This is a genomic window from Pedobacter sp. Leaf132 (assembly GCF_920984695.1).
Lineage (GTDB): Bacteria > Bacteroidota > Bacteroidia > Sphingobacteriales > Sphingobacteriaceae > Pedobacter.
Genome location: NZ_CAKLBO010000002.1, coordinates 19,460 through 33,212 on the forward strand (window position 1 = coordinate 19,460; position 13,753 = coordinate 33,212).

Annotated in this window: 9 protein-coding genes; 8 read left to right on the forward strand and 1 reads right to left on the reverse strand. The window is 39.4% G+C overall.

What is annotated here, in order from left to right; genetic code table 11:
- Positions 1 to 56 precede the first annotated feature (56 nt).
- Positions 57 to 1,238: a tryptophan synthase subunit beta gene (gene trpB / locus LUA86_RS03820; RefSeq protein WP_231459271.1), complete on the forward strand. Its 1,182-nt coding sequence runs from the start codon at positions 57 to 59 to the stop codon at positions 1,236 to 1,238.
- A gap of 82 nt (positions 1,239 to 1,320) precedes the next feature.
- Positions 1,321 to 2,088 (forward strand): tryptophan synthase subunit alpha, encoded by a 768-nt coding sequence (gene trpA / locus LUA86_RS03825; RefSeq protein WP_231459272.1) that lies wholly within the window; start codon positions 1,321 to 1,323, stop codon positions 2,086 to 2,088.
- A gap of 300 nt (positions 2,089 to 2,388) precedes the next feature.
- Here the strand turns inward: trpA and LUA86_RS03830 are convergent, their stop codons facing one another.
- The gene (locus LUA86_RS03830) at positions 2,389 to 2,823 is read right to left on the reverse strand and encodes a GNAT family N-acetyltransferase (protein ID WP_231459273.1); all 435 of its coding nucleotides are present in this window, start codon (positions 2,821 to 2,823) and stop codon (positions 2,389 to 2,391) included.
- 663 nt (positions 2,824 to 3,486) lie between these two features.
- Here LUA86_RS03830 and LUA86_RS03835 point away from each other — a divergent pair.
- From LUA86_RS03835 to LUA86_RS03860, 6 genes are all read left to right on the forward strand, one after another.
- The gene (locus LUA86_RS03835) at positions 3,487 to 4,092 is read left to right on the forward strand and encodes a TetR/AcrR family transcriptional regulator (RefSeq protein WP_231459274.1); all 606 of its coding nucleotides are present in this window, start codon (positions 3,487 to 3,489) and stop codon (positions 4,090 to 4,092) included.
- A gap of 71 nt (positions 4,093 to 4,163) precedes the next feature.
- The gene (locus LUA86_RS03840; protein WP_231459275.1) at positions 4,164 to 5,357 is read left to right on the forward strand and encodes an efflux RND transporter periplasmic adaptor subunit; all 1,194 of its coding nucleotides are present in this window, start codon (positions 4,164 to 4,166) and stop codon (positions 5,355 to 5,357) included.
- Between the two features lie 333 nt (positions 5,358 to 5,690).
- Positions 5,691 to 8,885, forward strand: a complete 3,195-nt coding sequence (locus tag LUA86_RS03845; RefSeq protein WP_231459276.1) for an efflux RND transporter permease subunit — start codon at positions 5,691 to 5,693, stop codon at positions 8,883 to 8,885.
- Positions 8,872 to 10,281 (forward strand): TolC family protein, encoded by a 1,410-nt coding sequence (locus LUA86_RS03850; RefSeq protein WP_231459277.1) that lies wholly within the window; start codon positions 8,872 to 8,874, stop codon positions 10,279 to 10,281. Before LUA86_RS03845 ends, LUA86_RS03850 begins: the two co-directional genes overlap by 14 nt.
- A gap of 606 nt (positions 10,282 to 10,887) precedes the next feature.
- Complete coding sequence (locus tag LUA86_RS03855) at positions 10,888 to 12,552, forward strand: alpha-L-fucosidase (protein WP_231459278.1); 1,665 nt, start codon at positions 10,888 to 10,890, stop codon at positions 12,550 to 12,552.
- Positions 12,553 to 12,640: 88 nt separating this feature from the next.
- Complete coding sequence (locus LUA86_RS03860) at positions 12,641 to 13,747, forward strand: Gfo/Idh/MocA family protein (RefSeq protein ID WP_231459279.1); 1,107 nt, start codon at positions 12,641 to 12,643, stop codon at positions 13,745 to 13,747.
- Positions 13,748 to 13,753: the final 6 nt, after the last annotated feature.

The window sequence follows — 13,753 nt, forward strand, 5'->3', positions numbered from 1 at the left end:
AAATAGAATAGAATTCATTGCCGTTGGTTTCTGCCGACGGAATATTGATTAAGGATATGAAATACAAAGTAAACGAAAAAGGATACTACGGAGATTTTGGAGGAGCATACATCCCAGAGATGCTTTATCCAAATGTAGAAGAACTGCGTCAGAATTATTTGAAGATTATTGATGATGCTGACTTTCAGAAAGAATTTCATCAGCTGTTAAAAGATTATGTAGGTCGCCCTTCGCCTTTGTATTTAGCGAATCGGCTATCTGAAAAGTATGGTGCAAATATCTTCCTGAAAAGAGAAGACTTAAATCATACCGGAGCACATAAAATTAACAATACCATTGGTCAGATTTTACTGGCCGAAAAGTTGGGTAAAAAGAGAATTATTGCAGAAACAGGCGCCGGACAACATGGCGTGGCCACAGCTACCGTTTGTGCTTTGCGTAATCTTGAATGCGTAATCTACATGGGCGAGGTTGATATTGAGCGTCAGGCTCCGAATGTTGCCCGCATGAAAATGCTGGGTGCAAAGGTTGTGCCGGCAAGTTCTGGTAGTAAAACTTTAAAAGATGCTACAAATGAAGCCATGCGTGATTGGATTAATAACCCGGTTGATACGCATTACATCATTGGTTCAGTTGTTGGTCCGCACCCTTACCCCGATATGGTTGCTATTTTTCAATCCATCATTTCAGAAGAAACTAAAAAACAGTTGATAGAACAAACCGGAAACGACCAACCAGATTATGTGTTGGCTTGCGTAGGTGGTGGCAGTAATGCAATGGGCATGTTTTATCATTTTATGGATGATGAAGATGTTAAACTGATTGCGGTTGAAGCTGCAGGTAAAGGCGTATCGAGTGGTTTTTCTGCTGCAACAACTTATTTGGGTAAGGAAGGTGTTTTACACGGAAGCCGAAGTATTTTGATGCAAACAGAAGATGGACAGGTCGTTGAACCACATTCGGTTTCAGCTGGTTTAGATTATCCTGGTATTGGTCCGCAACATGCACATTTATTTAAAACCGGACGCGGAAAGTATGTATCTATTACAGATGAGGAAAGCCTTGATGCGGGTTTATTGCTCACCCAATTAGAAGGCATAATTCCGGCGATTGAAAGCGCACATGCATTGGCTTATCTGGAAAAAATGGAATTTAAAGGCGGCGAAAATGTCGTGATTTGTTTATCCGGCAGGGGAGACAAAGATTTAGATACTTACATTAAATATTTTAATTTATAGAGATAAGTCGTCGTTGCGAGGCACGGTTTATCCCGACTCTCCTGGATAAACCGTACCTCGCAATGAGGGAAAGATTAAGGGTATGAACAGAATCAAAGAACTCTTCGCAAAGAAGAAAAATATATTATCAATTTATTATACAGCTGGTTATCCAAATTTAGACGATACCATTCAAATTGCTGAAGCTTTACAAAAATCTGGTGCAGATATGCTGGAGATTGGTTTCCCGTATTCCGATCCGGTTGCTGATGGTCCGGTTATACAGGCAAGTAGTAAAAAATCATTAGACCAGGGCATGAATTTAAAATTGCTTTTTGAGCAATTGAAAGATTTAAGAAAGAATGTAACCATTCCGGTTTTATTGATGGGTTATGTTAATCCGGTTTTGCAATTTGGGGTAGAGAATTTTTGTAAAGCTTGTGCAGAAGTAGGTGTAGATGGCTGTATCGTGCCTGATTTGCCGATGGTAGAATATGAAGAGTTTTACCAGACTTGCTTCGAGGAACATAATTTGAGCAATGTGTTTTTAATTACACCTCAAACAGCTGAGGAGCGTATCCATAAAATTGATGGCTTAACTAACGGATTTATTTATCTGCTTTCATCATCTGCAACCACAGGTAAAAACCTGGAAGTTGGCGATACTACAGAAAATTATTTCAGCCGCATTAAAAGCATGAATCTTAAAAATCCAACAATGATTGGCTTTGGTATTAGTGATAAGCTAACCTTTGATAAAGCTTGTTCGTATGCAAACGGTGCTATTATTGGAACTGCTTTCGTTAAGGCAATTGAAAGTGGAAATATTGAAGAAAGTGTAAGTGATTTTATGAAGAATTTTAAGGGGTAGTTAAAAACCCGTCATTGCGAGGCACGAAGCAATCTATAAACAAGAATTGCTTTGTGCTTTGAATATTAATATATTTTGAAGCGCAAAACCTGTGTCTTTTGGCTTACAGCAGTCCCGCCGCCGCTTCAAGTCCTCATTCCGCCTGCGCTACATTGTGGGCTTTCCGCTTTGTCGGGGCTATTTAACTTAATTCTGAGCAAGAAAAAGCGGTCGTCATTGCGAATTACGGTTTTAAACGACAGTTCGGGTAAGCAACTCTATTGTAAAAGATTGCTTCGTGCCTCGCAATGACGAATTATGTTATTTTACCCAATCATTATAACACATTTCAAATTTTACTTCGCCTTTGTCAACCATTCCAACATTTTTCCAGCCCTGTAATTCGTAAAACTTTTGTGCTCTGGTATCTGGTGCCGTTCCTAACCAAACTGTTTTTTTTGTTTGATTGAAGTACCAATCTACCATAAGCCTATGTAATTCTTTTCCAATGCCTTTTCCTTCAAACTCCGGTCTTAAGAAAAGTGCCCAAATGTTATTTTCTTTCAAATCGACAACAGAGAAGCCAACAATTTCATTATCAATTTCACAAACCCATCCTTTGCCACGTACAGTAATAAATTCTTCACAATCGGCATCCGTTACAAGTGCCGGGTTGGATAAGGTGTTTTCTTTAACAGCATGTCTAACGATTTGAATTTGCGGGATGTCGGTTGTTTTGGCTTCACGATAAATCATAATCTAAGATAAAGTTTTGCGCTAGATTTTATTTATGTGTGTGAGTAGTAACATTAGAGGGAAAACTTCCTCCTTATTCTCAAATAGTGTTTATCCCGACAGTTCTGGAGGTTGGGGGTGGATTTTCAATTAATTTATTCAACACCCCGCCCTGCGGGCACCCCTCTTGCAGAGGGGAATTGCAATATGCCTAAATTTAAAGGTAAACTCCCGTCATTATTTTTATAGAGTATTTGTCCTAATTATTAATGAGGATTGGGGCCGGCTTATTTGTTACTTGTAGTTACCCCATTTTCTAAACCCGACCGAAATGGAAATACTTTTTGTAGCTCTAGTTAAGAGATTGCTTCTTCATTCCTTCTCGCAATGACGGCAATTGATGCAGTAATGTGCCAAAAAGATTAAAGTAAAGGGCGGGACTGCTGTTCCAAAAGAACTACAGACATTGCTTTCCAAATACAAAAAAAATAGGCTTGTCAGGAAATTTGAGTAATAGCAAAAATATATTTAAAAAATATTTCATATTAGATCTTTGTTAGAATGCCTTTAAAAGGACTTTTTATGGAGGTGAAATCTATTTGACAATTGCATGATTGTTGATTTCTGAATTGGTTATACATTTGCTTAACGGTGTTAGATTATTTACACTTAATAAATTCCGTCATGGGAAGTAAAGAAAGAATTTTACGATTGAAAGAAGAAACCAGAACCAGTATTCTGGATGCAGCCCTGAACATTGTTCAAAATGAAGGGTGGCAGGCTTTAAGTATGCGTAAAATTGCCGACCAGATTGAATACACCGCACCGATTATTTACGAATACTTTCCAAATAAAGAAGGCATTTTACTAGAATTAACCAGGCGAGGTTATTTAATCCTTTCAAAAGATATTAAGGAAGCCCGCGATAAATACGAAAACCCGGAAGATAAAATGGAAGCCATGTGGGTTGCCTATTGGAACTTCGCTTTTTCGCATAAGGAGTTTTATCAGTTGATGTATGGTGTAGATATGGTGTGTTGTAACGTTAAAAGCGCTATGCCAGAAGCAGAACATGTTAGCACTATGCTGGGCGATGTAATTGAATCTTTATTTACTAAAAAACCAGTATCAGATGATGATATTTGCATGAAGTACTATACCTATTGGTCGATTATTCATGGCTTGATTTCTATTAACCTGGTAAGGCCAAACGGAAGAACTACAGACGAACTAAACCAACAAATTTTAAAAGACGCTATTAAGGGTATTACCTTATCTATTAATAGTTAATATTTTTTTAACTTCTATTTAACGGTGTTAAATAGTTTATAACCTATAAATCCATTATAATTTTTAATCATATGAATGCTATCCATCGTTTATTCATTTTACTTAACAGTGTTAAACCATTTAATCAGGTTAAGTCTCTATTCGTTCTATCATTATTTTCAATCGTTCTTATTAGTTGTAAATCCTCTCCAGACCAAACAGCAGCTGCACCACCACCGCCGGTATTGCCTGTAAGCCAGATACATGAAAGTACCGAAACTACTTTTATTGAATATCCGGCTGCTATACAGGGAGCCGTGGATATTGATGTTCGTCCGCAGGTTAGCGGTTATTTGCAAAAGGTATTAGTTAATGAAGGCGCTTATGTATCTGCCGGGCAAACACTTTTTAAAATTAATGAAAATCCTTATAGAGAAGCTTTAAATAATGCTAAAGCAAGCTTACATGCAGCTGAAGCTGCTATACTTAATGCACAATTGGAAGTTGATAAGTTAACACCTCTTGTTCAAAATAAGGTAGTTTCTGAGTTTCAGTTGAAAACGGCAAAAACAGCCTATAAAATAGCTCAGGCAAATGCCGAACAGGCCAGAGCAAGTGTTGCATCAGCTCAAATTAATTTAGGTTATACCAATGTTAAAGCTACTGTAAGTGGTTATATCGGTCGTATTCCTAAAAAACAAGGAAGTTTGGTTGCACCAACAGACCAGGAAGCTTTAACTCAATTGTCAGACATACATGAAGTACATGTTTATTTCTCTTTGGCTGAAAATGATTTCAACAGTTTCAACGCAAATTATCCGGGTAAATCTCCTGCTGATAGGATTAAACATTTGCCTGCCGTAGAGTTGCTTTTATCGGATAACACTAAATATCCGATTAAAGGCAAAATTGATATGATAGATGGTCAGTTTGATAAAAATACTGGTGCGATAACACTAAGAGCTAGTTTTCCGAATGCCAGCGGGACTTTACGTTCCGGTAATACCGGTAAACTTCGCTTAGGTTTAAAACATGATGATGCCATATTAATTCCTCAATCGGCTACAGTTGAAATGCAGGATAAAGTTTTCGTATTCGCACTAAATAAAGGCAATAAAGTTAGCAAAATGCCTATCACGGTAATCGGTAAAAGCGGTAACAATTATCTGGTTAAAGATGGTGTAAAATCAGGCGACCAAATTGTACTAAGCGGCTTAGACCGTTTGCAGGAAGGGCAAGTGATTACACCAGAGCAAGCAAGTGATAAAGCAGCGAGTTTGAAGTAGAAAGTCAAAAGTCAAAAGTTGAAAGTAAAAAGTCAAAAGTAGAAAGTAGAAATTCAAAAGTAGAAAGTTAAAAGCTTGGATGCTAAACTAAAAGCTTAGATGACCTTAGATGCCTTAGATGGTGAAATACTTGGGAGTCAGAAGTTGAAAGTAAAAAAGTTGAAAGTCACAGGTTAAAAGTTGAAAGTCAAAAGCTTGGATGCTAAACTAAAGGCTTAAAAGTTAAAAGGCTGATACTGAAAATACAAAAAGAAAACAAAAATTAGTTCTCAATAATATACGCTTCATACTCGCTCCCTTCCGGGGAGGGCTGGGGCTTAAATAATAGAAAAAATGTTTAAGATATTTATACAAAGGCCTGTACTGGCAACTGTTATCTCCATTTTGTTGGTGATACTCGGTGTACTTGGTCTAACGAAATTGCCTTTACAACAGTTTCCTGATATTGCACCACCCTCAGTTTTGGTAACTGCGGTTTATCCTGGTGCAAATGCCGAAACGGTTCTACGTTCAGTAGCGCCATCGCTCGAAGAATCTATAAATGGTGTAGAAAACATGACTTACATGAGTTCTACGGCTAGTAATGATGGTTCTTTGGCCATCACTGTTTTCTTCAAATTAGGTACAAATGCCGACCAGGCTGCCGTAAATGTTCAAAACCGTGTTGCTCAGGCCACTAGTCAGCTACCGGCTGAAGTTGTACAACAAGGGGTTACTACTGCGAAACAGCAGAACAGTTTCATCATGGCAATTGGTATGTACACAGATGATGAATCTAAATACGACCAGACTTTTGTAGCCAACTATGCACAAATTAACATCATTCCCGAAATTAAACGTATTCCCGGTGTAGGTTCTGCAGCTATTTTTGGTGGCGTAAAAGATTATTCTATGCGTGTCTGGTTAAATCCAACGCAAATGTCTACTTATAAAGTTACGCCTAATGAGGTAATGAAAGGCATTCAGGATAAAAGTCTGGAAGCTGCCCCAGGAAAATTTGGTGAGAAAAGTAAGGAAGTTTTCGAATACGTAATTAAGTATAAAGGGAAATTAACCAAACCAGAAGAATATGAAAATATAGCTATACGTGCCAATGCAGATGGCTCTATACTACACCTTAAAGATGTAGCTAGGGTAGAATTAGGTGCTTATTCTTATAACAGTATTACCCGTATTAACGGGAAAAAAGCAATTGTAATCGGTATTATTCAATTGGCGGGCTCAAACTCAAATGATATACAAGTCGCGATTAATAAACTGATGGAGAAATCTGAAAAAAGTTTTCCGGCAGGGATAAAAAAGAATATTTTCTACAGCACAAAAGTGGCCTTAGATCAATCTATAGAGCAGGTAGAGCATACTTTGGTTGAGGCCTTTATCCTGGTGTTTATCGTGGTGTTCTTATTCCTTCAGGATTTCAGGTCGACCTTAATTCCGGCGATTGCCGTTCCGGTTGCTATTTTAGGTACATTCTTCTTCATGCAGTTGTTTGGATTTTCGATTAACTTATTGACATTGTTCGCATTGATTTTAGCCATTGGTATTGTAGTGGATGATGCCATCGTGGTCGTTGAAGCGGTACACGCAAAGATGGAGCACAAAGGTTTAGGTCCGAAAGCGGCTACCCATGAAGCGATGCACGAAATTACCGGAGCCATTATATCCATTACATTGGTTATGGCAGCGGTGTTCTTGCCGGTAGGTTTTATGGAAGGCTCTACAGGTGTTTTTTATCGCCAGTTCGCCTTTACAATGGCTATTGCAATTGTGATATCAGCGGTTAACGCTTTAACTTTAAGTCCGGCTTTGGCTGCCTTATTCTTAAAAGATAATCATTCTTCACATAGTGATAAACCGGAAGTGAAGCCAAACTTTAAGCAAAGGTTTTTTAACGGATTTAACCACAGTTTCAATTCCCTTACCAATCGGTATGTTGGCGGTTTGAAGTTTTTAGTTCGCCACAAATGGTTAAGCATGGGCGGTTTGGCCTTGATTGCCTTGGCTACAGTTTTTATGGTGAAAACGACTCCTGCAGGATTTATCCCTACTGAAGACCAGGGATTTATCGCCATTGCTGTTAATACACCGTCCGGAACATCGTTAGAAGGCACACAGAAAGTAATGACTGAAGCCGAAAATGTATTGAGTAAACTCGATGCCTCGAGAGATGTAACAGCAATATCAGGTTTTAACTTGTTAACCAACTCAACAAGTCCGTCATCAGCTGTAGTTTTTGTACTCTTAAAACCGAATGAAGAACGTGGCGCAGTTAAAAATATCGAAGAAATCATGAACCAGGTTCGTGGTACATTAGGCGCCATTTCTGGTGGCAGTTTCTTTGTGTTTAGTTTTCCAACTGTTCCGGGTTTTAGTAATGTTGAAGCTTTGGATATGGTATTGCAGGATAAAACCGGCGGTAAACTTGATAAATTCAGCGGCATCTCCCAACAATTTATTGGCGAGCTGATGAAACGTCCGGAAATTGCAGTGGCCTTCACGAGTTTCAAAGCAGATTATCCACAATTACAATTGGATATTAATGATGAAAAAGCCGACCAATTGGGTGTAAATGTGAAAGATATTCTGCAAACCATGCAAACTTACTTCGGTAGCGCACAGGCATCAGATTTTAACCGTTTTGGTAAATATTACCGTGTGGTTGTTCAGGCAGATGTTCAGGATAGGGCAGACCCATCATCCATCGACCGTGTTTTTGTGAAAAGTAATCGCGGCGAAATGGTGCCAATTAATACTTTAGTAAAACTGAGCCGCATTTATGGTTCAGAAACGGCTTCAAGATACAATCTGTTCAATTCGATTTCAATTAATGCCATTCCAAAACCGGGCTTTAGTTCTGGTCAGGCCATTAAAGCCATTGAAGAGGTAGCGGAGCAACATTTACCATCAGGTTATAGTTACGAATTCTCCGGACAAACACGGGAAGAAATCTCTTCAGGCGGGCAATCGACCGTGATATTTTTACTGTGTCTGGTTTTTATTTACTTCCTGCTTTCTGCACAGTATGAGAGTTATATTTTGCCGCTATCGGTAATTTTATCTATCCCTGCCGGAATATTCGGTGTGTTTGTAGCAATAGGTTTAACCGGCATTCAGAATAATATTTATGTGCAAGTTGCCCTGATTATGCTTATCGGTTTACTCGCTAAAAATGCCATTCTAATTGTAGAGTTTGCAGTTCAACGAAGAAGAAGCGGACAGCCATTGGCTGCCTCAGCATTAGAAGCTGCTAAATCAAGATTACGCCCGATTATCATGACTTCCCTTGCTTTTATTGTTGGTTTAATTCCAATGATGGGGGCAACTGGTCCGTCGGCACAAGGTAACCACTCCATCAGTATTGGTGCAGCAGGAGGGATGGTTTCAGGAGTAATTTTAGGATTGTTCATTATTCCGGTACTCTTTGTCATCTTCCAGGCATTACAAGAAAAAATTTCAAGAAAATCAAATGAGGTTGTTCATCATCACAATGAAGAACCTGTAAATCATGTAGTTTATGAAACGGTGTAATATTTTAAGCATCCTGCTCCTTGCCTTAATCTGGAGCGGATGTTCAATCTCTAAAGATTTAGCTTTACCACAAAGTTTAGCGCCAAAGATGTTTAGAAATTCGGCACCAGCAGATTCTTCAAGTGTAGGCGATTTGCCTTTGAAGAACTTTATCAGCGACCTCACTGTACAGAATTTAATCGATACAGCGCTGGTTAAAAATTACGACATGCAAATTGCATTAAAAAATATTGATGCGGCTGAAGTGTTGTTCAAACAATCAAAATTAGGTTATTTACCTGAGTTGAAATTACAGGTAGCGGCAAGTTCGAGCCGCCCCTCTGATAATAGTTTAAACGGATTGAGCTTAAATCAATTTACGGGTTCTACCCACATTGAAGATTACAATGCCAATCTGGGTGTGTTTTGGGAAGCTGATATCTGGGGAAAAATCCGCAATCAAAAAGCTGGTGCTTTAGCCAGTTTTTTACAAACCGAAGAAGCTCGTAAAGCGGTTCAAACCCGTTTGGTCGCCAATGTTGCACAAGGTTATTATAATCTTTTGATGCTGGATGCACAATTGGAAATCGCGAGGAAAAACTTAAAACTGAATGATAGCACGCTAAGAATCATTAATTTACAGTTCGATGCCGGACAGGTAACTTCTTTAGCCATTCAACAGGCAGAGGCACAGCAGCTTAATGCAGCACAGCTTATCCCACGTTTAGAACAAAATGTTACCTTACAGGAAAACGCTTTAAGTGTTTTAATCGGTACTTTGCCAAAGGCGATAAACCGTTCCAGCCGTTTAGATAAAATGGCCATCCCTCAGGATTTGAGCGCTGGTTTTCCATCAGCTTTGCTAAGCCGCAGACCAGATATTAAATCTGCTGAATTAGCACTCAATGTGGCAAATGCGAAGGTTGGCGTTGCAAAAGCGAGTTTATATCCTTCTCTTGTGATTACGGCAAGCGGAGGCATCAATTCTTTTAAAGCCAGTAACTGGTTTAGTGTGCCTGCATCTTTATTTGGTTTAGTTTCAGGTGGTATTACACAACCCATTTTTCAGAGAGGTCAACTGAAATCAAATCTGGAATTGGCAAAAATCGACAGGGAGAAAACCGTTATTCAATTCCGCCAATCTGTAATTAACGCAGTAGGAGAGGTTTCTGACGAATTAACTAAGGTAGAGAAGTTGAAGAGTCAATACAGCATTGCAGAGAAAAGAGCGCAGACTTTACAACAAGCTTCGCGAAATGCAAGTTTGTTATTTAAGAGTGGTATGGCCAATTATTTAGAGGTGATTACCGCTCAAGGCAATTTGTTGCAAAGCGAACTGGAATTAACCACTATTAAAACCGAGCAGTTAAATGCGGTTGTTGGTTTGTATCGTTCTTTAGGCGGGGGTTGGAATTAAAGCCCCAACCTTTTAAAGAAAGCAGGGTAGGGATGCACAATCGTCATTTCGACCGTAGTGGAGAAATCTTTTTAATTGGGTTTTAATTATTAGATTTTTAAGATGGAAGGGGTGGTTGGGTTGTGATTTTATAAAATACCTCACCCCCCGCTCCCCCCGGATTGCCGGGATAATATCTCTTTGAAGAGAGGGAGCTGCATAGTTGGTGAAGAATGGTTTCCTCTTGTTCACATAAAATTGCATGTTACTGCGCAAATTTCAATGCTCAATTCTACGAATATCTGCTATGCCGGAGAGCAGGGTGCAGAGCCCCTCGGTTTTCTAAAATGAGCGGAGTGAGTGGAGTGTGCTAATGTTTAATCATCTGTCATGCTGATTTCTATAGCACTCGCTATCCCCCTTTGAGGGAGGTGAAGGGTTTAAGATGGAAGTCCTTCGACAAGCTCAGGATGACAGGGGAGGTTATGTTGAAAGTTTAGGATTTGGTACTTGGAACTTTCGGCATGAGGCCATACGTAACATTCCCATTAAAAGCCTTTAACTTACATAGATTTTAACGTAGATAATATACATTTGCGAAGACCATAATTATCCTGAACCAATTATATGAACCGCAGAAAATTATTGAAGAGCTTGGCAATAGGCTTACCTACCTTATTGTTTACAGATCGTTTATCAGCACTTACTTTACAAAATAAACATGCTGAAGATTTTGTAGCAAAAGTTTTTGAAGGTCCATTTTCTCCCACATGGGAATCTTTGGCTACTTATAAAACACCTGAGTGGTTTAGGGATGCTAAGTTTGGCATGTGGGCACACTGGGGGCCGCAATGCCAGCCCGAAGCAGGCGATTGGTATGCCCGGGAAATGTATATGGAGGGCAACAGAAAATACAAATACCACGTCGAAAAGTATGGTCACCCTTCACAATTTGGTTTTAAAGATGTAATTAATACCTGGAAAGCGGAGCAATGGAATCCTGAGGCGCTGGTTTCATTATATAAAAAAGTTGGTGCCAAATATTTTATGGCGCTGGCCAATCATCATGATAATTTAGATTTGTATGATAGCAAATATCAAAAAAACTGGAATTCGCTTAAGGTAGGGCCTAAAAAAGATATTATAAAAGGTTGGGCTGCGGCAGCGAAGAAAAATGATTTACCATTTGCGGTGAGTGTGCATGCAGCACATACCTGGAGTTGGATGGAAACGGCTCAACGCTCCGATAAACAGGGTGCTTTTGCAGGCATCCCATACGATGGTAAGTTAACCAGGCAAGATGGAAAAGGTAAATGGTGGGATGGGTTAGACCCTCAGGAGCTTTATGAGCAAAACCATGCACTAAGTAAAAATAGTGAGAACAACGGAGCAATTCATAGCCAGTGGAATTGGGGAAATGGTGTAACGCCCCCTACGCAGGCATATATCGATAAGTTTTTTAACCGGACAATCGATTTGATTGACAAGTATAAACCGGATATGATTTACTTTGACGATTCACAGTTTCCTTTATGGCCGGTAAGTGACGCCGGATTAAAGATAGCTTCGCATTTTTATAATAAAAGCATTAAGGATAATGGCAAACTGAAAGCCGTTATTACCGGTAAAATATTGAATGAGCAAGAACGTAAAGCGATGGTTTGGGATATTGAAAGGGGACAAAGTAATGATATTGAACCGCTTCCGTGGCAAACCGATACCTGCATTGGCGACTGGCATTACGACCGAAGTATATACGAGCGAAAGGGCTACAAAACGCCTAAAATGATAATCCATACACTGGTGGATGTAGTGAGCAAAAACGGGAACCTGATGCTCAATATTCCGCTAAGAGGAGATGGCACTATGGATGAATTGGAGCGTGAAATTGTGGAGCAAATTGGCGTCTGGATAAATGCAAATGGCGAAAGTGTTTTTGGTACAAGGCCATGGAAGATTTTTGGCGAAGGTCCGGCGCAACAACAGGCTGCAGCCCTAACCGCTCAGGGTTTTAATGAGGGTAAGGGTAAAGCTTTCACCAGCGAAGATGTACGTTTTTGTACTAAGGGTGATGTACTGTTTGCAACTGTAATGGCGTGGCCGGCAAATGGTTCGAGCCTGATAAAAAGTTTGGGAACCAATAGCGAACATTACCAAAAGAAAGTGCGTAGTGTTAAGCTGGTGGCTACCGGAGCTGAGCTAAAGTTTGAACAAAAGGCTGATGGTTTAGAAGTCTTCTTTCCGGCGCAAGCGCCTGAAGCTTCTTATGCCAACGCCTTAAAGATAGTTTAGCATATTGTGATATTATAATGCTTAGCTACAGATTCGCCTTAAAATTAATTTTCTACCTTGATGTTTTTCAAAATATAAATCGTTTAAAATGAGCCATAAATTTACACTTAAAATAGCATTTGTGCTGCTGTTTTCCTTCATCAGCATTTCTACCTTACAAGCACAGCAGCCAAAGTTAAATGTTGCTGTTGCCGGACTGAATCATGATCACATTTATTTGATTATGAACAGTTTTCAAAAGGGTGAAGTGAACATTATCGGCATTGCAGAAAATAATCCGGATTTAATACAAAGGTTTAAAAAGCGCTACCAATTAGCAGATAGTTTGTTCTTTAGCGATTTACCTGCCTTATTAAAAAAACGCAAACCTGATGCAGTATTAGCTTATAATGCAATAAGTGATCATTTAGCCGTTGTAGAAGCAGCAGCGCCTCTGGGTATCTCTGTAATGGTAGAGAAACCCCTGGCTACAACAGTTAAGGATGCCGAAAAAATGGCTCAGCTGGCGCTGAAGTATAATAGTCATTTGTTAACCAATTACGAAACCACCTGGTATCCGAGTAACCAGGAAGCTTACCTGAATATCAAACAGCAAAAAATGATAGGAACGGTGCGTAAAATGATTGTTCATGATGGGCATGAAGGGCCAAAAGAAATTGGCGTAAGTAAGGAGTTTTTGAGCTGGTTAACCGACCCTAAAAAAAATGGTGCCGGTGCATTAAATGATTTTGGTTGTTATGGCGCAAACCTCATGACCTGGTTAATGGATGGTAAGGCCCCGATTTCGGTATCGGCAATTACACATCAAATCAAACCAGATGTTTACCCAAATGTAGATGATGATGCCACTATCCTTTTGGAGTATCCTGATGCAACAGGCATTATCGAAGCGTCATGGAATTGGCCTTTCAGCATTAAGGATATGGAGGTATTTGGTAAAACTGGCTATATACAGGCGGTAAACGAGCATCAACTTCGTTTAAAAGAAAATGGCAATGCCGATTATAAAGTGTATAAAGCAAAAGCTTTAGCACCCGCTTACGCAAACAGTTTAACTTACCTTGCTGCGGTTTTGAGAAATGAAATCCAACCTGAGCATGATTTATCTTCTTTAGAAAATAACCTGATTGTAGTTAAGATTTTAGAAGCGGCTAAAACTTCTGCTAAAACCGGTAAAAAGGTGCTAATCAAATAATTTCAA

Bases quoted from the DNA above. Each gene is read 5' to 3' on its own strand.
- trpB (WP_231459271.1), top strand. From the start codon at position 57: ATGAAATACAAAGTAAACGAAAAAGGATACTACGGAGATTTTGGAGGA.
- trpA (WP_231459272.1), top strand. From the start codon at position 1,321: ATGAACAGAATCAAAGAACTCTTCGCAAAGAAGAAAAATATATTATCA.
- LUA86_RS03830 (WP_231459273.1), bottom strand. From the start codon at position 2,823: ATGATTTATCGTGAAGCCAAAACAACCGACATCCCGCAAATTCAAATC.
- LUA86_RS03835 (WP_231459274.1), top strand. From the start codon at position 3,487: ATGGGAAGTAAAGAAAGAATTTTACGATTGAAAGAAGAAACCAGAACC.
- LUA86_RS03840 (WP_231459275.1), top strand. From the start codon at position 4,164: ATGAATGCTATCCATCGTTTATTCATTTTACTTAACAGTGTTAAACCA.
- LUA86_RS03845 (WP_231459276.1), top strand. From the start codon at position 5,691: ATGTTTAAGATATTTATACAAAGGCCTGTACTGGCAACTGTTATCTCC.
- LUA86_RS03850 (WP_231459277.1), top strand. From the start codon at position 8,872: ATGAAACGGTGTAATATTTTAAGCATCCTGCTCCTTGCCTTAATCTGG.
- LUA86_RS03855 (WP_231459278.1), top strand. From the start codon at position 10,888: ATGAACCGCAGAAAATTATTGAAGAGCTTGGCAATAGGCTTACCTACC.
- LUA86_RS03860 (WP_231459279.1), top strand. From the start codon at position 12,641: ATGAGCCATAAATTTACACTTAAAATAGCATTTGTGCTGCTGTTTTCC.